The 22166-nt window shown below is 55.8% G+C and carries 19 protein-coding genes and 1 pseudogene; 6 read left to right on the forward strand and 14 right to left on the reverse strand.

The window, feature by feature from the left end; genetic code table 11:
• Positions 1–38 precede the first annotated feature (38 nt).
• From M8370_RS07605 to M8370_RS07630, 6 genes are all read right to left on the reverse strand, one after another.
• Complete coding sequence (locus M8370_RS07605) at positions 39–944, reverse strand: EamA family transporter (RefSeq protein ID WP_248058582.1); 906 nt, start codon at positions 942–944, stop codon at positions 39–41.
• Positions 945–1078: 134 nt separating this feature from the next.
• Positions 1079–2458 (reverse strand): carbohydrate porin, encoded by a 1380-nt coding sequence (locus M8370_RS07610; RefSeq protein ID WP_013094819.1) that lies wholly within the window; start codon positions 2456–2458, stop codon positions 1079–1081.
• Positions 2459–2592: 134 nt separating this feature from the next.
• The gene (locus tag M8370_RS07615; protein ID WP_008500136.1) at positions 2593–2895 is read right to left on the reverse strand and encodes a PTS lactose/cellobiose transporter subunit IIA; all 303 of its coding nucleotides are present in this window, start codon (positions 2893–2895) and stop codon (positions 2593–2595) included.
• Positions 2896–2906: 11 nt separating this feature from the next.
• The gene (gene gmuD / locus M8370_RS07620; protein WP_013094820.1) at positions 2907–4280 is read right to left on the reverse strand and encodes a 6-phospho-beta-glucosidase GmuD; all 1374 of its coding nucleotides are present in this window, start codon (positions 4278–4280) and stop codon (positions 2907–2909) included.
• Positions 4281–4297: 17 nt separating this feature from the next.
• Positions 4298–5623 carry a PTS cellobiose transporter subunit IIC gene (locus M8370_RS07625; protein ID WP_013094821.1) on the reverse strand — a complete coding sequence of 442 codons (1326 nt, stop codon included), beginning with the start codon at positions 5621–5623 and terminating at the stop codon, positions 4298–4300.
• Between the two features lie 11 nt (positions 5624–5634).
• Positions 5635–5949, reverse strand: coding sequence for a PTS sugar transporter subunit IIB (locus tag M8370_RS07630; RefSeq protein WP_013094822.1), 315 nt, complete (start codon positions 5947–5949; stop codon positions 5635–5637).
• A gap of 293 nt (positions 5950–6242) precedes the next feature.
• Here M8370_RS07630 and M8370_RS07635 point away from each other — a divergent pair, with 293 nt between their 5' ends.
• Positions 6243–7193 carry a LacI family DNA-binding transcriptional regulator gene (locus M8370_RS07635; protein ID WP_013094823.1) on the forward strand — a complete coding sequence of 317 codons (951 nt, stop codon included), beginning with the start codon at positions 6243–6245 and terminating at the stop codon, positions 7191–7193.
• 101 nt (positions 7194–7294) lie between these two features.
• Here the strand turns inward: M8370_RS07635 and M8370_RS07640 are convergent, their stop codons facing one another.
• From M8370_RS07640 to M8370_RS07655, 4 genes and pseudogenes are all read right to left on the reverse strand, one after another.
• Entirely contained in the window at positions 7295–8659 is a 1365-nt protein-coding gene (locus tag M8370_RS07640; RefSeq protein ID WP_250020720.1) for an efflux transporter outer membrane subunit, read from the reverse strand.
• Positions 8659–11769 carry an efflux RND transporter permease subunit gene (locus tag M8370_RS07645; RefSeq protein ID WP_250020721.1) on the reverse strand — a complete coding sequence of 1037 codons (3111 nt, stop codon included), beginning with the start codon at positions 11767–11769 and terminating at the stop codon, positions 8659–8661. Before M8370_RS07645 ends, M8370_RS07640 begins: the two co-directional genes overlap by 1 nt.
• Positions 11769–12890: pseudogene (locus tag M8370_RS07650) on the reverse strand (efflux RND transporter periplasmic adaptor subunit). Before M8370_RS07650 ends, M8370_RS07645 begins: the two are co-directional and overlap by 1 nt.
• Before the next feature lie 148 nt (positions 12891–13038).
• Positions 13039–13608 (reverse strand): TetR/AcrR family transcriptional regulator, encoded by a 570-nt coding sequence (locus M8370_RS07655; RefSeq protein ID WP_013094828.1) that lies wholly within the window; start codon positions 13606–13608, stop codon positions 13039–13041.
• 188 nt (positions 13609–13796) lie between these two features.
• Between M8370_RS07655 and M8370_RS07660 the strand changes: the two genes are divergently transcribed.
• From M8370_RS07660 to nlpA, 4 genes are all read left to right on the forward strand, one after another.
• Positions 13797–14216: a GNAT family N-acetyltransferase gene (locus tag M8370_RS07660; RefSeq protein WP_020686446.1), complete on the forward strand. Its 420-nt coding sequence runs from the start codon at positions 13797–13799 to the stop codon at positions 14214–14216.
• 127 nt (positions 14217–14343) lie between these two features.
• Entirely contained in the window at positions 14344–14604 is a 261-nt protein-coding gene (locus M8370_RS07665; protein WP_020686447.1) for an antitoxin, read from the forward strand.
• Between the two features lie 3 nt (positions 14605–14607).
• Positions 14608–15006, forward strand: a complete 399-nt coding sequence (locus tag M8370_RS07670; RefSeq protein WP_020686448.1) for a type II toxin-antitoxin system VapC family toxin — start codon at positions 14608–14610, stop codon at positions 15004–15006.
• A gap of 140 nt (positions 15007–15146) precedes the next feature.
• Positions 15147–15947 carry a lipoprotein NlpA gene (nlpA, locus tag M8370_RS07675; RefSeq protein ID WP_250020722.1) on the forward strand — a complete coding sequence of 267 codons (801 nt, stop codon included), beginning with the start codon at positions 15147–15149 and terminating at the stop codon, positions 15945–15947.
• A 12-nt stretch (positions 15948–15959) separates the two neighbouring features.
• Here nlpA and M8370_RS07680 read toward each other — a convergent pair whose 3' ends face one another.
• Positions 15960–16640, reverse strand: a complete 681-nt coding sequence (locus M8370_RS07680) for an EAL domain-containing protein (RefSeq protein ID WP_029881866.1) — start codon at positions 16638–16640, stop codon at positions 15960–15962.
• 69 nt (positions 16641–16709) lie between these two features.
• Positions 16710–17321 carry a helix-turn-helix transcriptional regulator gene (locus tag M8370_RS07685; protein ID WP_013094832.1) on the reverse strand — a complete coding sequence of 204 codons (612 nt, stop codon included), beginning with the start codon at positions 17319–17321 and terminating at the stop codon, positions 16710–16712.
• Positions 17322–17801: 480 nt separating this feature from the next.
• Here M8370_RS07685 and M8370_RS07690 point away from each other — a divergent pair, with 480 nt between their 5' ends.
• Positions 17802–18434: a LuxR C-terminal-related transcriptional regulator gene (locus M8370_RS07690; protein ID WP_224085144.1), complete on the forward strand. Its 633-nt coding sequence runs from the start codon at positions 17802–17804 to the stop codon at positions 18432–18434.
• Positions 18435–18475: 41 nt separating this feature from the next.
• Here the strand turns inward: M8370_RS07690 and M8370_RS07695 are convergent, their stop codons facing one another.
• Both M8370_RS07695 and M8370_RS07700 read right to left on the reverse strand, forming a co-directional pair.
• Positions 18476–19540, reverse strand: a complete 1065-nt coding sequence (locus tag M8370_RS07695) for a fimbrial protein (RefSeq protein ID WP_013094835.1) — start codon at positions 19538–19540, stop codon at positions 18476–18478.
• Positions 19541–19552: 12 nt separating this feature from the next.
• Positions 19553–22048: a fimbria/pilus outer membrane usher protein gene (locus M8370_RS07700; RefSeq protein WP_250020723.1), complete on the reverse strand. Its 2496-nt coding sequence runs from the start codon at positions 22046–22048 to the stop codon at positions 19553–19555.
• Between the last annotated feature and the right edge of the window lie 118 nt (positions 22049–22166).

Here is a 22166-nt window from a genome sequence, read left to right on the forward strand (position 1 = left end):
CCTCTCCCGTGGGAGAGGGCTGAGGTGAGGGCAACAGGCTACACCGGGGCTTTCACCCGTTTTCTCGAATCCATCGAAATCAACACCACCGACGACACGATCAGCAGCGTGCCCAGCCAGTCCGGCAGGGTAAACGCCACGCCCAGTAAAATCACCGACAGTAACGCGCTGCTCAGCGGCTCGGCGCAGCTCAGAATGCTCGCCTTCGGCCCACCGATCATCTGCGCGCCTTTCAGGTACAGGCTGAACGTCAGCGCCGTGCCGATCACCACCAGGTAGAAAAACGCCAGCAGCAGGCTGCCGTCAATAACAAACGCGGTGCCGCGTCCGGCGTAGAACGGCGTCAGCGTTAAGCCGGCGATCAACATACTCCAGCCGACAATCGGCAAGGTGCCGTAACGGGCGATCAGGGTTGACGGATACGTCGTGTAAAACGCCGCGGCAAAGGCCGAGGCAATGCCAAAGAACAAAGCCGCAGGCGAGATGGAGAGTGAAGTGGGGTCGCCGTGGGTGACCAGCAAAAATGTCCCCACCAGTGAGGTCAGGATCGCGGAAAGCACAAACAGACCCGGCCGCTTTTTCCGCGCCAGCGCAAACCACGCCACGATAATCGTCGGTGACAGAAACTGCAGCACGGTGGCCGTAGCTGCGTTGGATTTCTCGATTGTCACCAGGAAGGTGAGCTGCACCGTGAGCGCGCCAGCCAGGGAGAAAAACAGCAGGCTGAGGGCGTCTTTGCGATGTTTGATGACCGAGAAAATTTTGTCGCCGTGAACGAAGGAAAGCGTCAGCAGGATCAGGCCGGTAAACAGCAGGCGAACCATGGTCAGATACGGTGACGAGATCTGGCTTTTCTCCATGATGTACTGCGCGCAAACCCCTGAGCTGCCCCATAAAACGGCGGCAATCAGGACGTTCAGCATCCCTTTACGTGTGGAACCCATGTTCTCCCCTGCGATGTTGGTTTTTTTGTAGCATAACATGGGATCTTGCCGGGTGGCGCTACGCTTACCCGGCCTACAAAACCTTGTAGGCCCGTGCAAGCGCAGCGCCGCCGGGCGAAACAAACGACGCTCTACTAGAACCACGCCTCCCACATCGCGCCGACGTTGAAGTCGTCCAGCGTTTCGTCTTTGGTATTGTTCACGCGGGCGGTACGTTCGTTATCCACTTTGCCGCCGGTGACGTAGAAGCGCAGCATCGGACGGAACTCCGGCCCCATGGCGATAGACATGTTCTGCGACAGGGTCAGCTTCCAGCCCTTGTTGTCGCCGCCGTTGTCGTAATCCACATGCTGCCAGCCTGCTTCCAGCCAGGTGGAGTGGACGTCGTTCCACCAGTGCATCGGACGTACAATGGCGTTGTAGTTCTTACGGTTATCGGTCTTATCACGGCTGTTGTCGTAGTCGTGGAAGGCGAGGATGTACTCCACCTGCGTGGCCTGGGTGAATTTGTACAGCCCTTCGAAGCTGGCATAGACCGTGGTCAGATCCTCGGTTTTATTGAACACGCTGTTGTCCGCGTTATCAGAGTAACGGGCAATCACCTTGTTCACGCCGCTGTCGTTGGTGTGGCTCAGTACCACGCCACCCTGCCAGGCATTCAGACGCTCATCGCTCTCCACTGCTTTTGAATCAAAGCCGTAGTTGGCGTACAGCTCCAGATCCAGCGGACCGACTTTCATGCCGTGGATTTTAGAGGTGGCCGCGTAGTTACCTTTGTCGCCCGTGCCGGACCCGCCGGTACAGGTGATGCGTGACGGGTTGGCTTCATCTTCCATGACTTCCGGGCTACAGGATTCCACCGCCGCCACCGCGGCCACGTCAAACTGCACGCCGCCGATGTCGAAGTTCTTCACCCCGGCGCCCTGGCCGTCATGGTTCATCCAGAAGTAATCGTTGATGCCCTGCTGCGGACGCTGGTGGAAGTCACGACCAGCCCAGAAGTAGGCGTTCGGGTTGGAGGCCATAATGTTGGTCACCCCCGCGTAGGCTTTTTTCAGGTTAACTTCATCGCCCCAGTGGTCGATCATCACGTTGATGTCCCAGATGGCGCCGTTGTCACCCTTGAAGGCCTTGGAGAGCTGGAATTCACCGCCGTTGCCTTCGTTACCCAGACGACCGATGGCAGATGCCCCGTTATAGGAACCGTCCACCGCCACGTATTTCTGGTCAGCGGCCTGGAAGTGCGCGCCGTAACGGGCATAACCGGTAAATTTAATGCCGAACGGAATAGCCATATCCGGGGATTGCGCCGCGCTTTGCGGCTCCGTCACCACGTCGGCTTTTTTCGCGACCGCGGCATCCATTTTGGCCTGACGCTCCGCGAGGGCTTTATCCACCGCTTTTGCCACAATGGCGTCGATTTGTTCCTGTGTAAATTCCTGTGCGAGCACAGAAATTGGGCAAAGCGCGGCGATAACCGCCATGGTTAATGGAAGTTTTTTTAGGGTAGTCATGGTTATCTCAATATAGTTTAATTTTATTCAGACAATAACCATCCCGCTCCGATCTGACAGAGTATGTCGCTATCATCAGAACAAGTGGATTTCTATTTAAGGTACAGAGGTATTACTCGTTATTTCGCCATAGATTATCTCTGATATAAATGAATAATTTCTTCGGATAATTCACGCGCCAGTAATGAATTCATTAAATGATCTTGCGCGTGCACCATAATTAACGTCATCGGCTGACGGGCTTCACCCGCATCCTGCTCAATGAGTTTGGTTTGCATCTTGTGCGCCTGGCGCGCGTAGCCATCGGCTTCGCGCAGCAGGCTTTTGGCTTCGTCAATGTTGCCCTGCCGCGCAGCGTGCAGTGCTTCAAAGCACAGGCTGCGCGACTGACCCGCATTGACGATGATTTCCATCACGGCTTCTTCCAAGGCAATCATCGTCTTTCTCTCTATTTCTCGAAACTATTATGTAAAGAGGTGGCAGCAAACCACTCTCCGCTCTTTTTAATGGTGCGCTGTTGCGTAGTTAAATCGAGCTGAATAAAGCCATAGCGGTTTTTATACGCATTACACCACGACCAGTTATCAATAAACGTCCACATATGGTAACCAAGACAGTGACACCCTTCGCTAATACCTTTATGCAGCCAGGCTAAATGTCCGGAAATAAAATCGATGCGGTATTGATCGTTGATTTGGCCATTTTCAATAAAACGCTGCTCATTTTCGACACCCATTCCGTTTTCAGAAATAAAACAGCGTGGGTTGCCGTAATTGTCGCGCAGATTAACCAGAATATCGTAAATACCCGGCTCGTAAATTTCCCAGCCACGGTACGGGTTCATCTTGCGGCCCGGCATCTCGTAGTTATCAAAGAACCACTCCGGCATAAACGGCGCCTGCGGGTTCACCGCGCTGTCGCGACACTTCACGCGACGCGGCTGGTAATAGTTAATGCCGAGCAGGTCGATTTTCCCTTCCGCGATCAGGAAACTGTCCTCCGGTTTACAGGCGGGCAGCTGGTCGTAAGATTTCAGCAGCGCCACCAGATCGGCCGGGTATTCGCCGCGCAGAACCGGGTCCAGAAAGCTGCGGTTGAACATCAGATCCGCAATGTGCGCCGCCTTCACGTCCGCCGGGTTTTGCGAGCGCGGGTAGGACGGCGTCAGGTTGAGCACGATGCCGATCTCACCTGCGTAATGTCCGGCGCGGTAGGCCTGGACAGCCTTCGCGTGGGCCAGCACGGTGTGATACGCCACGGTGGCCGCCCGACGGAAATCCACCACGTTGGGGTAGTGGAAATCGTACAGATAACCGCCTTCAACCGGGACAATCGGCTCGTTGAAGGTAAACCAGTGCAGCACGCGGTCGCCAAACAGGTCGAAGCAAATCTGCGCATAGCGGGCGTAAGCGTCCACCACCTCCCGGTTTTCCCAGCCGCCAATCTCCTGCATCGCCATCGGCATGTCGAAATGGAACAGGGTGATAAACGGCGTAATGCCCTGCTCGATCAGCTCATCAATGACCTGGTTATAAAATTCGACCGCCTTTGGATTCACTTCACCGATACCGTCGGGGATCAGACGCGCCCAGCTTATAGAAGTGCGAAAGCTGTTGTGGTTCAGCTGCTTTAACAGCTGAATGTCCGTTTTCCAGTGCTGATAAAACGTGGAGGTATGCTGCGGCCCCACGCCGTTGTGAAAACGGTTCGGCTCGCGGGCAAACCAGTAATCCCATGTGGTTTCACCCTCTCGTGTCCCTTCGGTCTGGAGAGCAGAGCTTGCGCTGCCCCACCAGAAATTATCGGGAAATGTATATTTCATGACGCTTCCTCTTTGACTTAATTGCTTGCGGTCTCAGCGGTACCGACGGTTGCCTGAGCTTTCTGCTCTTCGTTTTTCATCAACGTACGCTCGTAAGCACGCAGGAACGGCAGGTACATCAGCGCTGACATCACCATACAGATGAGACACATCACCACCGGGCTCAGCGCCCAGTTGGCGGCCCATGAGGCGCCAATTGGTGCGGGCGTGGTCCACGGCGTTAACGATACCACCTGTGCCAGCCAGCCCAGTTTGGTTGCCGCGTACGCCAGGCACGCATTCACCAGCGGAACACACACGAACGGGATAAACAGCATCGGGTTCATGATAATGGGGGCGCCGAACAGGATCGGTTCGTTGATGTTAAAGAAGCTTGGCACAACGCCCATTTTGCCGATGGTGCGTAAGTGCGTTACCCGGCTACGCAGCAGCAGGAAGGCCAGCGGCAGTGTGGAGCCTACGCCGCCAATCAGCAGGTAGTGATCCCAGAAGCCCTGCAGGTAGACGTGCGGCAGCGCCGCACCGGCCGCCAGAGCCGCCTGGTTTGCCGACAGGTTCGCCATCCAGAACGGGTTCATGATGCCGGTGACAATCAGCGAGCCGTGGATACCGGCGAACCAGAAGATCTGGCACAGCAGCACGGAGAGCAGAATGGCAGGCAGCGAGTCAGACGCAGAGACCAGCGGTTCCAGCAGGTGCATAATCGCCTGCGGGATGATCATGCCGGTCTGCGCCTCGATAAACAGGTTCAGCGGATGCAGGGTGCCAATCACCACCATCACCGGGATTAGGATCTCAAACGAACGCGCCACGCCGGTCGGGACTTCCTTCGGCAGACGAATGGTCACGTTGTTCTGCTTCAGCCACGCATAGACGCGGGTGGCGTAGATGGCGGTGATCAGCGCAGTGAAAATCCCCTGACCAGACAGATACTGGGTGGAGATCTTACCGTCCGCATACGGCGCGGCGACCAGCAGGAAGGCCATAAAGGCCAGCAGGCCGGACATCACCGGGTCGAGATTAAACTGACGCCCCAGGCTCGCCCCGATCCCCACCGAGATGAAGAAAGTCATCACGCCCATGCTGAGGTTAAATGGCAGCATCAGCTGTTCGCGATAAGTCTGGGAGAAATCCAGCCAGCCGCGGGCAAAGCTGTTGGTGGTATCCGCCGAGAACGGCGGGAAGATGAACACCAGCATAAACGAGCCGATGATCATAAACGGCAGCGCGGCAGTAAAGCCGTCGCGGATGGCAATCACATACTTTTGCTGGCCGAGCTTCGCGGCCAGCGGGGTAATTGACTGCTCAATCACCGCGACCATGGATTGATATAACGAACTCATGTGAACACCTTTTAGTGTGCCGCTTCGATGAGCGACAGAGCATAGTCCAGTACTTTATCGCCACGCTGCATGCCGTAGTCCATCATATCGATGGGCTGGACCGGAATGCCTTTTGTGGCCGCCTTGTCTGAGAGTGTCTGTAACATGTATTTCACTTGCGGTCCGAGAAGCACCACCTGATATTGCGGAAACTGCGTATCAAATTCGGAAACGCCGTACGCATCAATTTTTACCGCCAAACCGCGTTCTTTCGCCACATCGACCATTTTGCTGACCAGCAGGCTGGTGGACATCCCGGCAGAGCAGCAGAGCATAATCTTGAACATCGACAACCATCCTCAAAATGTAAATAGATATTGCGGTAATGATTGGATATCAGATGGAAACCGGTTTCCATTTATAAAAGACAGAAGTGTGACAACCATCAAGATCCCTTATATATGAGGCTAATTAACCCGATGTGTGTCACAGAATTTGGCTGTTTTGACATCATTTTGAGTGGAAACGGAAAATCGGTTTCCATGGAAAACGGAAACGGATATACTCCTTACTGGCTATAATGTGAGCCGTAGCGGTAATGGAATTTGCAGGCGCGAGGTAAGCCTGTCAGGGGAAAAAGATGTCGACAATCAATGATGTATCACGTCTTGCCGGGGTGTCGAAAGCCACGGTATCGCGAGTGTTGAGTGGGTCGCGTGGCGTAAAGGAAGCCAGCCGTCAGGCCGTTCTGAAAGCGGTAGATGAACTGAACTACCGGCCCAATGTGATTGCGCAGTCGCTGCTGAGCCAGTCGACGGGGTGTATCGGGGTGATTTGCGCGCAGGAGAATATTAACCAGACGACCGGTTATCTGTACGCGCTGGAAAAACAGCTCAGCCAGCATCAAAAACACCTGCTGCTGCGCTTCGCCCATAGCAAAGCGGACGTGCTGCACGCCCTGGAAGAGCTCTCCTGTGGGCTTTGCGATGACATTCTGGTGATTGGCGCGCGTTTTCCACTGGATATCGACATGGATAACGTCATCCTGGTTGACTGTATGGGCTCAGAAAATCCCAACAGCATCCAGTTCGATCACGCCTTCGCCGCCGAAACCGCCTGTAACTACCTTACCAGCCAGGGACGCCGCCAGATTGCCCTGATCCATCCGCACGGTAGCGGCTTTGCCGATCAGGTGCTGCTGGGCTACAAACATGCGCTGGAAAAAAATTTCCTGCCCTTCAACCGCAACCTCGTGTTTATGGACGCGACCTCCTCGTCCGTGGCGCTGCAGGAGCTGCTGAATAACGCCAGCACGCTGAATTTCAACGCATTACTGGTTGCGGACGAGCAGGAAGCGCAGCGGGTGATCCCGCAGTTGCAGGCGTTTAATAAATCGGTGCCGGAGGACATCATGGTCTTCAGCCTTGCCGGATCGCTGCATCTGCCAGGCATTCCGGTGATCCCGGCCATTGAGTATTCCATGGATGCCATGGCGGCGCGCATCGTGAGCTGGTTGACGGAAAAAACACAGATGCTCGGGTCGTACGTGCTGCGCGGGGATTTGATCATTCCGGATGTGCGTAAGCGTTAAAAATGTTGTGCAGGCCGGGTAAGGCGCAGCCGCCACCCGGCGAGAAGCACGTTTCCAGCCCTCAATAATCCTCCATACAATCCACTTGCCGCATATCTGCTTTATTCAATCCCACCCCCCAGCGACTGCCACAGCGTGATGCGGTTTTCCAGGTCGGTTTGCTGCAGCGATATCAGTGATTCCTGCGCCGACCACAGCGACCGCTGCGCGGTCAGTACCGTCAGATAATCCCCGGCACCTGCCTGATAGCTGCGGGTCGCCACATCCAGCGTTTTTTGCTCGGCCGCAACGTATTCACGCTGGGCATCAAGCTGCTCGCTGAGCGTTTCACGGCGTGCCAGCGCATCGGCCACGTCTTTAAACGCGCTCTGGATGGTTTTCTCGTAGGTGGCGATCAATCCCTTCTTCTCCGCTTCCGCGTAGCGCAGCTGGGCCAGATTGTTACCGCCGCTGAACAGCGGCAGGGTGATGGACGGTGCGAATGACCACACCTTCATCCCGTGGCTGAACAGGGACGAAAGCGAATCGCTGCCGACGCCCGCACTGGCGGTCAGTGAAATGGTCGGGAAGAAGTTGGCGCGCGCGGCACCGATATTGGCGTTGGCGCTCAGCAGGTTGTGCTCCGCCTCCTTAATATCCGGGCGACGCAGCAGCGCGCTGGAACTGACACCCGCCGGGATCAGCGTGATGGCGTTATCGCTCAGGCTCTCCAGCGTACCCGGCAGCAGAGTGTCCGGCACCGTGTCACCCGCCAGCAGATTAAGGGCGTTTTTGTCCTGCATTACCTGCGTTTGATAGCTCGCCACGCTGGCTCGCGCCTGCTGGTAAACCGCCATCGCCTCGCTGACGTCCGTAGCCGCCGCCACGCCGACCTGCTGCTGACGCTTCACTATCCTGAGCGAGCTGGCGGCGCTCTCCATCGTCGATTTTGCCAGCGCCAGGTTGCTGTTATCGGCCGCCAGGGTCACCCAGGTGGTGGTCAGTTCGCTGACCATCGTCAGGCGCGTGTTCTGCGCGGTAAATTCACTGGCAAGCCAGGTTTCACGTGCTGCACGCGACAGGCTCTGGTTGCGGCCAAACAGATCCAGCTCGAAGCTGGAGACCGTGCCGTTGGCCTCATCGCTGGTCGCGACACCGCTTGCCAGCGTGCGGCTGCGGGTGTGGCTCAGCTCCGCGTCCACCGTCGGGAACAGGGACGATCGCGTTTCGCCGTACTGGGCGCGCGCGGCGTCAATATCGGCAATCGCTTTTTGCAGGTCGCGGTTGCTGTTGAGCGCCATCGTCACTACGCCTTTCAGGCGCGCATCGTTCATCACCTGTTGCCACTGACTCACCACGGCGGTGGCTTCGCCGTGCGCACCCGGCAACGTCGCCGGGACGGGCGCAGCCGGGCGCTGATACGTGGGATCTAAAGAGACGCAGCCCGCGCTCATCAGCGCTAACACGAAAACAGATAAACGAAACATTATGACCTCCGGTTGCTGTGTTTACCGGAGAACAGACGTTTCACCAGTACAAAGAATAACGGAACGAAGAAGATCGCCAGCAGCGTGGCGGCCAGCGTCCCACCAATAATGCCGGTACCGATCGCCACCCGGCTGTTGGCCCCTGCACCGGTGGCAATCGCCAGCGGCGTCACGCCTGCAATAAACGCCAGCGAGGTCATGATGATGGGGCGCAGACGCGTCTGGGCAGCACGCAGCGCCGCACGTGTCAGGGAGTAGCCTTCGGCGACTTTCGCCTCGGCAAATTCAACAATCAGAATGGCGTTCTTCGACGACAGGCCGATGGTGGTCAGCAGTGCCACCTGGAAGTAGACATCATTGTTCAGGCCGCGCAGGGAGGCGGCAATCGCCGCGCCCAGCACCCCAAGCGGGATCACCAGGATGACGGAAATCGGTACTGACCAGCTCTCATAAAGCGCCGCCAGACACAGGAACACCACCAGGATCGAGAGGGCATACAGGCTCATGGCCTGGCCGCTCGCCAGTTTTTCCTGTAAGGACAACCCGCTCCACGCCCAGGTGCTGCCGGACGGCAAATTATTCGCCAGCTGCTCCATTTTGCTCATCGCCGTACCGGAACTGGCACCACTGGCGTTCTCGCCCTGAATTTCATACGCCGCCGAGCCGTTGTAGCGCACCAGGCTTTCCGGGCCATACTCCCAGCGGGTGGTGGCAAAGGCGGAGAACGGGGTCATGGTGCTGTCGCTACCGCGCACATACCATTTGTTGAGATCGGACGGCACGGCGCGATAGTCGCTGTCGCCCTGGATATAGACCTTCTTCACGCGGCCGCGATCGATAAAATCATTCACATAGGTGCCGCCCCAGGCGCTGGAGAGGGTGTCGGTGACGTCGCTCAGGGAGAGCCCCAGCGACACGGCTTTATTGTTGTCGATATCCACCTGAAGCTGCGGCATCTGCGGCAGATCGTTGGCGCGAACCGCGTGCAGGGAGGCATCCTGATTCGCCTCGCCAATCAGCTGGTTACGCAGCTTGAGCAGCGTGTCGCGGTCGGTGCCGCCGCTCGCCATCAGCTCAAAGGTAAAGCCATTGCTCTGGCCCAGGCCGTCCACCGCCGATGGCGTCATGGCAAAGATGGTCGCATCGCGGATGGTGCTCAGCTCCTGCGTGGCGCGCAGGGCAATGGCCTGAGCGGTGTTTTCATCCCCCTTACGTTCGGACCAGTTTTTCAGGGAGACAAACGCCATCCCGGCGTTCTGGCCGCTGCCGCTAAAGCTGAAGCCCTCAATGGTGAAGATAACGTTGGTGTTGGCTTTCTCTTTGGTGAGGAACCACTCGCGCACCTGGCGGCTGACTTCGGCAGTACGGACCGTCGTCGCGCCTGCTGGCAGGGTGTACTGCACCATGATTTCGCCCTGGTCTTCCGTCGGCAGGAAGCTGCCCGGCAGTTTCAGCATCGCGAACCCCATCGCGCCGCAGAGCAGAGCGTAGATGACCAGCATGCCGCCGGAGCGGCGCAGGGCGCGCAGCACCTTGTTCTGATAGCCATGCTCGGTCTTGCTGTAGAAGCGGTTAAACGCGCCGAAAAAGCCCTTCTTATGTGGGGCGGTGTGGCTCAGAATCGAGCCGCACAGCGCAGGCGTCAGGGTTAATGCCACCACCACGGAAAGGAGCATCGCCGAGATAATGGTGACCGAGAACTGACGGTAAATCACCCCGGTGGAGCCGCCAAAGAAGGCCATCGGCAGGAACACCGCAGAGAGCACCAGGGCAATCGCTACCAGCGCACCGGAGATTTCGCCCATCGATTTTTCCGTGGCTTCCCGGGCGGGCAGCCCTTCATCACGCATAATACGTTCGACGTTTTCCACCACCACGATGGCATCATCCACCAGCAGCCCTATCGCCAGCACCATCGCAAACAGGGTCAGGGTGTTGATGGAGTAGCCGAACAGCGCCAGTACGCCAAAGGTGCCCAGCAGAACCACCGGAACGGCCAGCGCCGGGATCAGCGTGGCGCGGATGTTTTGCAGGAACAGGTACATCACCACGACCACGAGGATAATGGCTTCGAACAGAGTCTGAATGACATCCTCAACGGAGATTTTGATGAACTCGGTGCTGTCTTTCGGGTAGGCCACGTCGTAGCCTTCCGGCATCGACTTTTTGAACTCGGCGATTTTCTCTTTCACCGCCGTGGCGGTATTGAGCGCGTTAGCGCCCGGTGAAAGCATCACCGCCATCCCCGCGGCCGGGTGGCCGTTCAGCTTCGCGGTGGAGGTGTAATCTTCGCTGCCCATCTCCACGCGTGCAACATCGCTGATGTGTACCACCGCGCCGTTAGACTGGCTCTTGACGATGATATTTTTGAACTGATCCACCGTCTGCAGACGCGACTGGGCGCGTACGGTAGCGGTCAGCTGTTGGGCGTTCGACGAGGGCAGCGCGCCGATTTTACCGGCGGAAACCTGCACGTTCTGCGCTTCAATCGCACTTTGCACATCTGACGGCATCAGCGAGTAGGACTCCAGCTTCGCCGGGTCGAGCCAGATACGCATCGCGTATTCCGCGCCAAACACCTGCAGACTCCCGACGCCATCCACGCGCGCCAGCGGATCCTGCATATTACTGACCAGCCAGTCGGCGATATCCGAGCTGCTGGCGGTGTCGGTTTTGTCGTACACCCCCATGATCAGCAGGAAGTTGCTCTGCGATTTCTCGACGGTGATCCCGGACTGCTGTACTTCAGTCGGCAGGCGTGATTCCGCCTGCTGGACTTTGTTCTGCACCTGGACCTGCGCGGTGTCCGGGTCGGTCCCCTGTTCAAAGGTGACGGTAATGCTCACCGAACCGTCCGAACTGCTGGTGGAGGTGAAGTAGAGCAGGTTATCCAGCCCGGTGAGCTGCTGCTCAATCACCTGCGTCACGCTGTTTTCCAGCGTCTGCGCGGAGGCACCGGTGTAGGTGGCGGAGATCTTGATCGACGGCGGGGCGACGTCCGGGTACTGCGCAACCGGCAGCGTGCGGATCGCCAGTATCCCGGCGAGCATAATCAGAATGGCGATCACCCAGGCAAATACTGGGCGACGCACGAAGAAACGGGAAAACATCAGGCATTCCCTCCGCTGGATTTCATCTCTTCGGCCTTCACCTGTTGGCCGGCGGTGACTTTGTCGGTGCCTTCCACAATCAACCTGTCGCCCGCCTTCAGACCGCTCAGCACCAGCCATTTATCGCCGTAGGTGTCACCCGTTTCCAGCTGGCGTTGCTCCACCTTGTTGCTGGCGTTCACTACCAGCGCAGTGGCTTTGCCTTTGGCATCGCGGGTAATGCCCTGCTGAGGGGCCAGGATCGCGTCATCCATGATGCCCTAGTCCACTCTGGCGCGGACAAACATCCCCGGCAAAAGCTGATGCTGTGGGTTCGGGAAGACGGCGCGCAGGGTGACCGAGCCGGTCGATTCATCCACCGCCACTTCGGTCAGCGCCAGACGACCCTTTTCGCTGTAGGTGCTGCCGTCTTCTAGCTGCAACGTGACGCTGAGCGTATCGCTGTTCGAGGCGAGGGTTTGTTTGCGTAATCGCAGCAGATCGGCACTCGAACGCGTTAAGTCGACATACATGGTGTCCAGCCCGCGAATGGTGGCCAGCGCGGTGTCCTGCTGAGCGGTCACCAGCGCGCCGGGCGTGACGGAGGAGATGCCGATGCGTCCGGCAATCGGCGCGGTGACGGTAGTCCAGTTGAGGTTAATGCGCGCGCTCTCCTGCGCGGCTTTCTTTGACTCGACGCTGGCCTTGTCCTGCGCGCAGGTGGATTTCGCGTCTTCTGCGTCCTGGCGCGACACGCCGTCGTCTTTCACCAGCTGCGCATAGCGCCGGGCTTTCTGGCAGTCGGCCTGCACCAGCGCTTGCGCCTGTTTCAGCGCCGCGGCGGCTTCATCAAACGCGGCGCGGTAGCTGGAGGGATCGATCTGATACAGCGCTTGTCCGGCTTTCACGGTATCGCCCTCGGTGAACAGCCGCTTCTGAATAATGCCGCCCACCTGTGGGCGAACCTCGGCGCTCATTGCGGCGGTGGTACGCCCGGTCAGTTCACTGACGACGGACACCGGCTGGCTCATGAGTGTGACAATCCCCACTTCCGGAAGAGGACGTTGGGGAGCAGATGTTTGCGCATTATCACACCCTGTCAGGAGGAGTAATGCGGCGATGGAGGTTGTTATCTTTTTCATCATCTTTTTCCAGGGTGAACGATGCCCGCCCTGTTAATGGCTTAACAAGGAGGAGGGCGTTTTAAAGGCACAGCGATACCGTATCTCTGGCAGAACCAGAAATGGTAAACCGGGAAATTACCTGTTCCCGTTAATTATTCACATGCGATTACTTCGCAGTGAAAAGCATATTTAAAATATTCTGATAAATCGGCTCTAATTGTTCTGACGGCACGTTTAAAGGCGTAAGTCGACGGTAAATTGTGCCTTCGATCATCACGGCGGTAATCTCCACGCAGCAGCGAATATGTTCATCACTTAAATGAGGAAACTGCTTTTTCAGGTGCGCACAGGCGTTGCTAAACATACGGGCCTCGGCTGCGGTTAACATGGCGGCCACCTGCGGATTACGCGTCGCCTCGGCGGACATTTCGAGCATCAGCGCATCGTCGTCTTCGTTAATCGTCTGACGCCAGGCGAGCGCCTGCGGCATGCCTTCCACCACCGTTTTGTCCTGCATTCCCTCGATACGGGAATCGATAATACGGCGGATCATCTCTTCAATAATCGCATCTTTGTTACTGAAATAACGGTAAATTTGCCCGACGCTGAGTTTCGCCTCGCTGGCGATTTGCGACATACTGGCCGCATGAAATCCACTGGCGCGAAAGCAGCGGCGCGCGGCGGTGATGATCTCGTCCTGACGTTGTTTCTGCCGTTCTTCCAGTTTTGTGCTCATCGTCGATTACCGGGTAAAAAAGTGAGAATGATCGTTCTCATTATACGTTTTGGGTGCGTATTGGAAAGGCTTTTTTTATTTACATATTGAATGAATATTTCAGGATTTAAAAAATGGAGGAAATAAGGAGTTTTTATGAAGGTTAACCTGTGAGATATTCAGATTGCGTGGAAAATAAGGAGAAAAATATGCACCTGAGCATAACAGAAAAAGTCACACCCGCAGAAAAAGAAGAGTTATTTGTGGGATTAAGAGCTTACAACGCCCAGTTTTTAGATATGACGAACTTTAGTGGTGATATTGGCGTTTACATGCGAGACGAAAAGGGCGTCATGCTGGGTGGATTAATCGGCGTACGAAAAGGTGAATGGCTGAATATTGATTATCTCTGGGTGAGCGATACCGTACGGGGAACCGGCGTGGGCAGCCAGCTTATCAAAACGGCGGAAGAAGAAGCCCGACGTAAAGGCTGTACACATGCCCTGGTCGACACGGTCAGCTTCCAGGCGCGTCCGTTTTATGAAAAACAGGGGTACCAGCTGCAGATGTCTTTGCAGGATTACCCGTATCCAGGCATGCAGCGTCATTATCTGACGAAAGCGCTTTAGGCCCGGTTCTGCATTAGTCATTCCGCTATTTATTGCGAGTCGCTTTCTGAAATTGACGCGTCTCGCTTGCCTCCCTTGAGGGCGATGGCACATGCTTCGGCCTGGTCATTCAACCAGGGAGATAGCAATGAAACGTACAGCAAAACTCTTCAAAAAGGGGCGACGTCAGGCAGTGATGTTGCCTGCTGATTTCATGTTTGATACGGAGAGTGTTTACATCCGACGAGATGAGGAAGGGAACGTCATCTTGACTGCGAGATCGGAAAAGGAGCGTCACAGAGATAATTTTTTACGTTTATTGAAGCAGACTGATGTTCCTGATTCTTTCCTGAGTAAAGAGGAACGCAATCAGAGCTATACAACAAGAGATCCATTTGAAGGGTTCTAGAAAATGCTGCATATGTTGGATACAAACATAGTAAGCCACCTCGTCAGGCAACATCCCGGGGTGATAAAGCACTATTCTCGCACCCCAATAGAAAAAATGTGTATTTCAAGCGTGACGGAGGCTGAACTGCTTTATGGAATAGCCAAAAAGCAAAGTGACAGATTACAAAAAACAATACTTGAGTTCCTTAAAACCATCACTATTTGCGACTGGGACAGTGAAGCCGCAGCAACGTACGGTGAACTCCGCGCAGAAATGGAGAAGAGAGGGAGAGTGATGGGCGATCTCGATCAACTGATCGCTGCGCATGCTCTTAGTCGGGGTACAACAATAGTGACCAACGATCATGCATTCAGAATGGTGCAGGCGCTTGCCGTTGAGGACTGGACAACAGCGTCGTGATCGCCGATGCCTGGTGGCGCAGCGTCACCCGGCAATAGACCGCATATAACCTATCCTTCTTATTGATTCCTTTTCGGTTTTTATTTCACCGCCTCGTTGCCGATATAGTCACTGAAACGTTCATCAAAAGGATAGGTCTTGTGAAACTTCGATTGGGTGCTCTGGTTCTCGCGGGTCTGCTGCTGGCAGGATGCGATCAAAGTGGCAGCGATGCCAAACACATTAAAGTCGGCGTGATCAACGGCGCGGAGCAGGATGTGGCTGAAGTCGCCAAAAAAGTGGCAAAAGAGAAATACGGTCTGGATGTGGAGCTGGTCGGGTTTAGCGGTTCGCTGCTGCCCAACGATGCCACCAACCAGGGAGAACTGGATGCTAACGTCTTCCAGCATCGTCCGTTCCTTGCAGAAGATAACAAGGCGCATAACTACAAACTGGTTGCCGTAGCGAATACCTTCGTCTTCCCGATGGCCGGTTATTCCCGCAAAATCAAATCCTTGTCTGACCTGAAAGACGGGGCGACCATTGCCATCCCTAATGACCCCACCAACCTCGGTCGCGCGCTGCTCCTGCTGCAAAAAGAGAAGCTGATTACCCTGAAACCGGACGTGGGCCTGCTACCAACCGTGCTGGATATCACCGCTAACCCGAAAAAACTGAACATTATGGAGCTGGAAGGGGCGCAACTGCCGCGCGTGCTGGATGACCCGAAAGTGGATGTTGCCATCATCAGCACCACCTATATCCAGCAAACCGGGCTTTCCCCGGTGCATGACAGCGTCTTTATCGAAGATAAAAACTCGCCGTACGTGAACATCGTGGTGACGCGCGAAGACAATAAAGACGCAGAGAACGTAAAGGAATTTATCCAGTCCTATCAGTCACCGGAGGTAGCGAAGGCGGCGGAGACCATTTTTAACGGCGGAGCGGTGCCGGGCTGGTAATGCCCACGGAATTTACACCGTCACGCTGGCATCTATCCGGCTTTCCGGCCAGAGGAAACCCTGGCCAAACCGTGCCCCTGAGGCGCAGGCTCGCTGTAAGTCCTGCGCGGTTTCAATGCCTTCGACGACAACAGCCCGGGCAATCTTCTCTCTGACGAAGTGAACCAGTGTGTCAAAGCGGGCGGGAGAGCTCAGCTCTGAGCGGTCCAGCTTGATGCCATCTACCGGCAGAGCAAGACGCGCATAGTCGTCTGCCAGTTCCTGAGTCAGATCATCCAGCCAGATTTTCCAGCCCGCCGCCTTAAGCTGAAGCAGGGCGTGATGGATGCCGCGTTGCTCTGCGGCACTCATGCGGGTCACGGTTAACGGATCCTGAATTTCTATCGTTAAGCGCTGCTGGTGACGTAGCGCAAGCAACAGGTCGATGGCTTTAGCATCAAGCAGCTGGTCTGCCGGGAGATTAAGCCAGTACTGGCCTTTGTCCGGCATCTGCAGCAGCGTATTGGCCTGCCAGAAAAAAATTTGCAGCGCGCTGCGGGTGGGCAGTGAAGCGAAGAGTGCGTCAAGATTCACGTTGTGGATCTCCACCAGAACCTCATGCGCCACCGCCTGGCCGGAATGCAAATCGACTAAAGGCTGAAACCGCAATCCGGTGATGGCATGCAGCAGGGGAGAGGGAAGCACGGTGTACATGACAAGACCTGCAGAAAAAAAGGTTCCCGCGGACACGGGAACAAAGGCAAACGACACACGGTCGGGAAGTTAATTCAGGATCCAGCGAATGCTCTGATAGAACGAGGGGCCCCGCACGGCCTTCAGCTTATTCATGGCATTGTTTTTGTAGAAATAGACCAGCCTGACGTTGCAGCCGAGCTGACGGGCAATTTGCTTGGTTTTCAGGTTACATGAGTAGCCTCGCAGCACGCTCGCTTCCTCGTTGGAGAGCCTTGCAGGGCGCTGCCGCGTCGTAATGCTCACGTTGTAATGGTTTAACGCTTTTGGCGTCTGGCTCATCAGGATTTGCCACATCGCCTTGATATCCCCCAGCGACACGCGCTTATTGATGACCCCATCCACATGCTTAAATTTCAGAAAACCGACGGATAACGAATAGATATAGATCCTCGCCGCTGGCTGTTTTTCTTTAATGCGCAGAATATCTTCATTGGGCGTAATCATAAAACTGCCGATATTCAGTGGATCATAAATGACGATGTCCCAGGTTCGTTCGCTGAGGAGAAAATCTTCAATATTGCTGAACCCATGGAAAATAACATCCCGATGCGCGTCAGGTTCACGGTTGCCAAGATATTGCAGGCCAATCATTGTGAACTCACAACTATCAATAACGGCCACATGTATTGTTTCTTTCATGGTCATTCTCCTTTAGTTGGGCACCCGGTCCGTGTAAGAGAAACAGTAATTTGAATCGTGCGGTCACCCATGCCTTTGTCGCGAGACATGGCATAAAATGTATGCCAGGAGAATGTATTGCGTAAAGCCAATCCCTTTTATTATCGAAAGATAAAATTCAAAAAATATTTTAAGGTGAGATATAATATTTTTAATCTTCTTATAATATTAGAGATAGATTTTTATCCTGAGAAATGGCGTTTGTTAAGGTTTGATATGGATAACACGCTCTTTTTATGGGGTTTTTAGACGGGGTTTTAGCACGTTTTGGGTGTTGGTTCGCCACTTGTATTGCTTCGCCAGGAATTTTAGCCACCCGGGCGTTAAAATCCTGGTGGGAATAAGTTGTGAGCATGGGCTTATTACACTACTATCAGTCTCCTTTTATCGTGTTAATAATGAAATAATATGATTTTTTCTGAATTCACTCTCAGGATTATTGTGTTTTATCGGGTCAATATTCTGCAGGAGATGATAAGCGATGCGCTGCGTAAATTACTGCCTGAATATTCTCTGCAAATATCAATAGTGGAATCAACAGAACAGCTCTTTGATGCCATTAGCGACGGTCAGGTCGATATTGTTATGGCCGAGTTCAGTTATCTGTTTAACCATAAATCGTGGAGCGTACAGACCAGTAACCGGCTCAATATGTTATGTCATACGCACCACGTTAAGCGTGTGCTTTTTGTGCCTGAATTACAGTACGGATTATTAAAAAGGGTGCTGGAGATGAAATACGAGCTGACCCTTTCCCTGCAGGACGAGCCCGGCGAGCTGAAAAGAGAATTACAGGCGCTGCTCAGAGCAGAAGAGGCCAGGCCGCGTGTCTCATCGTATCTGAAGGGAATGATGCGCGCCGGCGCGCGCTCGCGTTCGGTGCTTTCTGCCCGGGAGTGGGAGGTGCTGCATCTTCTGGTGGAAGGCTACACCGTGACCGAAATTGCCCAGCTGCGAAGCCGCTCGGCCAGTACCATCGCCACCCAAAAGCACAATGCGATGAAAAAACTCAACCTCACCAACCACAGCGAACTCATCAAATACCTGCAGATGGCGGGCCGGATCGGGAGTTAAGCATCGATTCGCCGGAACGACAGCGTCCCGGCAGATGCGCATCAGGGGTAGATAATATTCAGCGTCGCCGTCGTATTGAGTTTGCCCTGACTGACCTTCGCCGGTGCCCAGACATAATAGGACGCCGCCATGGGCAGGGTGAACGTCTTGCTCAGTGCCCCGCCCGCCGCCACGTTGAACAGCAGCGTGGCATTTCCGCGGCTGGTGGTAGAGGTCGAGAAGATGACCGGCTGTTGCGGGTTATTCCGCTGAATCAGCCGCAGCCCCACGCCCTGTGCGGCACCGCTGCTGGTGTCGACCAGTACGGAACTGTCGGTCGACAGCAGCTGCGTGCTGGAGAGGAACATCTCAATCGCCCGGTCAGACGTCCCGTTTGTCCCCAGATTCTGACAGCTCATATTGAGCGTAAAGGGCGTCAGCCCTGGCTGGGCAGAGGCACTCAACTGTGGGATACCAAGCGTAGGTAAATGAACCGTCAGCCCCGCGTTGTCGAAAGAGCAGGTGGTCAGCTTCGGCGCATATTTGATGGTCATCGGCTGGCCAAACATATCCCGGTTATCGTATGGCCACTTAAAGCCGTTAAACAGCCACTGCACGATTTTCACCAGCTGATTGATCGGCCAGGTAATGATCTCCCAGAACGACATGCCGCTCATATCGCTGACGAACAAGACATCGCTCATGGTCGCCGTGTCTCCCGAGAGGGTCGTACCACTCTGATCAACCAGCGTAAAGCGCACGGTAAACGGCGTGTTCAGTTCAGAAGCCGTATGGTTACCGCTCGCGCTCAGCGTCTTGTTGGGATGCGTGCTGGTGATCTCCGCCCGCACCCTGTATTTGTCATTGCTGAAGCCCAGAATGGTGGCGTACTTACTGTCGGTCGAGAGGATCGGCGTGTAAGAAAACTCGCTGTTGCCGGTTGAGCAGTTAAACGAGCCGCTGTACTGGGTGCTGAAGCTCCCGGTCCAGGTCGGCGTGGCGGGCGTCAGCTTATCCGACAGATCGACGCTGATCGGCGGACCATAGGAAATACTGCCCCCGGAACAGGTGGCATAGCTTGCCCCGCTGACGCAGGCGAGAAACAGAAAGGTCAGTAACCGTATCATGTTGATGTTCCGTTAGTAATGGCAAACAGAGGACGGGCTTTCCAGTCCCCACGCCGGTGCGGCGATAGTGCAATTTCCGCCACGCAAATGAACGCTAAGCTCACGTGGTGGTTGTTCCGCGCGAATGTAGAGCACGCTGGCCTGGCCGACATAACCCACCGACTCGCCGCGCTCGTTCAGCACTTCGGTACCAAACGGCAACGGTGCCCCGTCCGGGCGGGTGGCGCGCAGCATCCAGGACTGGCGCTGGTCGGTATCGAAGCGGATATAGTTCACCGCGCCATCGTAAGGGGCGACGTTAGCGATGTTGCCCAGCACTTCTGCCCCGCGGCTGTTCGCCGTTTCGGACAGGGTGATGGCATTTTTACGGTACGGCGTGGCGTAAGGCACCAGCGCCACGCCATCACGGTTGGTCACGATACTTTCGTCGCCGTTAACCATCAGCCCTTCCGCCTGCGGCGCATCGACAATGGTCATGGTGGAGCCGGTTTCGTTGGAGGCAAGCAGATGCCACGGCACGGCCACCAGGCTGCCGCGCCCGTTCAGCCCCATCTGGCGGTAGTCGGAGGATTCACTGTAGGAGCCGCCAAGCGTCGCGAAGTTTGCCCGGTATGCGGTGTTCACGCTGGCGGTGTTGTTCCCGCCCCGCGCATTGCTGCCGGAGAGCGTATAGCTCAGGCGGTTCGACGCCAGCGCGTTGCCGCTCATGCTGATATTGCTCTGTTCATAATGCGAGTCGCTGGCCGTCAGGCTGGAGGTGACCCACGCGTTGTTATCAAACAGCGAGAACGGCAGGCTGAGGGAGAGGTAAAAACGCGTCTCTTCTTCACGCTCGCTGTTGCGCACCCGGCTGGCGGAGACGGTATAGCTGGCCCGGCCGATGGCGTTGGAGTAGCCGGCCTGATATTCGCGCGAGGTTTGGCGGGAATTCCAGTAGTCGCGCTGTGTACCCGAGATAAACACCGTGCCCCAGTTGTCGGGCAGACGCTGGTTCAGGTTAAGCGTGAAGGTGTTTTTAGGCTGTGCGGCGCGCAGGGCATCCCAGGTGCTCATCGTCATCTCCGGGGCGACCCCGAAGCGATCTTCATACTCGTCATACTGTGCTTTCAGGCGTTGATACCCTTCCCGGGAGTAAAGCGCGTCGCTAAAGCTGTAATACCCTTTCGTGGAGTAGCGGTAGGCCGCCAGCGTGAAGTTGGTGGCTGTGGTATCGATAAATTTACTGTACGACACGCGAAAGCTTTGGCCGCTGTCGGTTCTGTCCTGCAGCGTGGTTTTGGCGTGGGTGACATCCACGGATACCGCGCCAAAGGGCAAATTCCAGCCGGTGCCGATAAGCCCCGCCTGATAATTATCGCTCACGATCGTGCCCGTATAGCCGGTCATCAGGTTATTAAAGCCATAGCGCAGCGTGGCCTGCAGGAACGCCGGGTCCGCTTCAAGGGTGTTTTGATGAACCTTTCCCGCCACCACGCTGTACTCGCTCACACCCTCTTTGAGCATGCCGGGCACGGCAGAGAAAGGCACCGTGAATGATTGCTGGGAACCGTCCGCTTCGCGCACGACCACCAGCAGGTCGCCCGCTGAACCGGTCGGCTGAATGCTGTCGAGGGTGAACTGGCCCGGCGGAACGTTCTCCTGATAGATGACGTTACCGTTCTGCATTACCTTCACCAGGGCGTTAGTGCGCGCCACGCCGTGCACTACCGGTGAAAAGCCCTGCTGCGAGTTAGGGCGCATTTTCATATCGGACGCCAGCGACACGCCGCGTACACGAAGGGAATCAAACAGATCGCCGGGAATATAAAAGTCGCCCAGCGTCAGGTTGGATTTCAGCGCCGCCAGCGGGCGGCGAAGGTAGCGGGTGTTATTCTGCCAGCTGCTGTCACCGCTGGCGGATTTGCGCCAGGTACTGCTGTCGCGAAACTGCCAGCCGAGCAGGTTGGCCCCGGAATCCAGCCCGGCGTAAAAATCATCGTTGGTCTCTTTGGCGGAGCCTTTTGTTCGCGTGTTGTACCAGGTGGTGTTCCAGGAGAGCATCAGCGCCGGGATCCCTTCGTCCCAGAACTGAGGGGCAACATAGCCCTCTTCGGTACGTAAGACGGCCGCCTGTGGCACGGTGAGTCCCAGACTAAGCGTGCTGGTGTCCGTTTTTACCTCGCCGCCCTGAACCAGATCGTGCAGCTGCACCTGGCCGTCAGTAATGGCGGGGGCCGGAATCGCTTTGGTGTTGATCCCCAGCATAAGCGCGTCTTTCCAGGCAAGGCGAACGTCATCCTGTTGCTCGCCGTAGGTCACCGTATAGCGCCCCTTCCAGTCTCCGTTGACGTAAATATCCATCTCCTGGGGACCGGCTGGCATGGCGTTGTTTTCGTAAAAGCGTGACAGATCGGACTCACCGGATGCGCCAGCAAGCAGGGAGGTATCAAACGTTACCGCACCTGATTTATGCGAAAGCAGAAGCGAGCAGACAGCCAGCATGCAGAGCCTGTTTTGTTTCATTTTCATGGTGAGTCTTTCCGATCACTGGCTGGTGAGCGTGCGGGTTTTATACGCACCCAAATCATCCACATACATCAGCTGGTAGGTTTGGCCGCGTTTCACCGCGCTTTTTGTTGCGACGGTG

The sequence above is a fragment of the Enterobacter cloacae complex sp. OE43NF genome (assembly GCF_023544405.1).
Lineage (GTDB): Bacteria > Pseudomonadota > Gammaproteobacteria > Enterobacterales > Enterobacteriaceae > Enterobacter > Enterobacter cloacae.

Excerpts from the sequence above, each read along its gene's own strand:
- gmuD (WP_013094820.1), bottom strand. The coding sequence starts at position 4,280 with ATGAAATATACATTTCCCGATAATTTCTGGTGGGGCAGCGCAAGCTCT.
- M8370_RS07615 (WP_008500136.1), bottom strand. The coding sequence starts at position 2,895 with ATGATTGCCTTGGAAGAAGCCGTGATGGAAATCATCGTCAATGCGGGT.
- M8370_RS07670 (WP_020686448.1), top strand. The coding sequence starts at position 14,608 with ATGCTGCATATGTTGGATACAAACATAGTAAGCCACCTCGTCAGGCAA.
- M8370_RS07665 (WP_020686447.1), top strand. The coding sequence starts at position 14,344 with ATGAAACGTACAGCAAAACTCTTCAAAAAGGGGCGACGTCAGGCAGTG.
- M8370_RS07695 (WP_013094835.1), bottom strand. The coding sequence starts at position 19,540 with ATGATACGGTTACTGACCTTTCTGTTTCTCGCCTGCGTCAGCGGGGCA.
- M8370_RS07630 (WP_013094822.1), bottom strand. The coding sequence starts at position 5,949 with ATGTTCAAGATTATGCTCTGCTGCTCTGCCGGGATGTCCACCAGCCTG.
- M8370_RS07605 (WP_248058582.1), bottom strand. The coding sequence starts at position 944 with ATGGGTTCCACACGTAAAGGGATGCTGAACGTCCTGATTGCCGCCGTT.
- M8370_RS07655 (WP_013094828.1), bottom strand. The coding sequence starts at position 13,608 with ATGAGCACAAAACTGGAAGAACGGCAGAAACAACGTCAGGACGAGATC.
- M8370_RS07625 (WP_013094821.1), bottom strand. The coding sequence starts at position 5,623 with ATGAGTTCGTTATATCAATCCATGGTCGCGGTGATTGAGCAGTCAATT.
- M8370_RS07610 (WP_013094819.1), bottom strand. The coding sequence starts at position 2,458 with ATGACTACCCTAAAAAAACTTCCATTAACCATGGCGGTTATCGCCGCG.
- M8370_RS07660 (WP_020686446.1), top strand. The coding sequence starts at position 13,797 with ATGCACCTGAGCATAACAGAAAAAGTCACACCCGCAGAAAAAGAAGAG.
- M8370_RS07700 (WP_250020723.1), bottom strand. The coding sequence starts at position 22,048 with ATGAAAATGAAACAAAACAGGCTCTGCATGCTGGCTGTCTGCTCGCTT.
- M8370_RS07640 (WP_250020720.1), bottom strand. The coding sequence starts at position 8,659 with ATGTTTCGTTTATCTGTTTTCGTGTTAGCGCTGATGAGCGCGGGCTGC.
- M8370_RS07680 (WP_029881866.1), bottom strand. The coding sequence starts at position 16,640 with ATGTACACCGTGCTTCCCTCTCCCCTGCTGCATGCCATCACCGGATTG.
- M8370_RS07635 (WP_013094823.1), top strand. The coding sequence starts at position 6,243 with ATGTCGACAATCAATGATGTATCACGTCTTGCCGGGGTGTCGAAAGCC.
- M8370_RS07645 (WP_250020721.1), bottom strand. The coding sequence starts at position 11,769 with ATGTTTTCCCGTTTCTTCGTGCGTCGCCCAGTATTTGCCTGGGTGATC.
- M8370_RS07685 (WP_013094832.1), bottom strand. The coding sequence starts at position 17,321 with ATGAAAGAAACAATACATGTGGCCGTTATTGATAGTTGTGAGTTCACA.